The sequence below is a fragment of the Dietzia massiliensis genome, from assembly GCF_018390595.1.
Classification (GTDB): domain Bacteria; phylum Actinomycetota; class Actinomycetes; order Mycobacteriales; family Mycobacteriaceae; genus Dietzia; species Dietzia massiliensis.
Map to the genome: position 1 here is coordinate 1 of NZ_JAHBAV010000204.1, position 443 is coordinate 443.

The window sequence follows — 443 nt, forward strand, 5'->3', positions numbered from 1 at the left end:
CCATAATGATTGATTGAATGAGGGATATTTAAATCATCATTCATTTTTCTTAAATATGCAATTAATAATTCTACTTTTTCATCATCATTATTTCCACCTAAATGCATATAATCAGCAATTACACCATAACGTTTTTTAGCAGTTTCATCTTTAGCATTAAAGGCAATAACTTTAGGTAAATACATTGCATTAGCAGCACCATGAATAATATGTCCACCTTGATCAACAAAGGCAGCTCCAGTTTTATGAGCCATGGAATGAACAATTCCAAGTAATGCATTAGAAAATGCTTGTCCTGCTAAGCATTGAGCATCATGCATATCATCACGGCATGCCATATCACCATTATATGATTTAACTAAATTAGCTTGAATCATTTCAATTGCATGAATTGCAAGAGGATCTGTATAGTTACAATTTGCAGTTGATACATATGCTTCAAT

General features: G+C 31.8%; 1 protein-coding gene. It reads right to left on the reverse strand.

The features are described from left to right. Positions 1-443, reverse strand: a 443-nt coding sequence (locus KHA85_RS20275; RefSeq protein ID WP_213186678.1) for a dehydroquinate synthase/iron-containing alcohol dehydrogenase family protein, incomplete at both ends; no start/stop codon positions are given.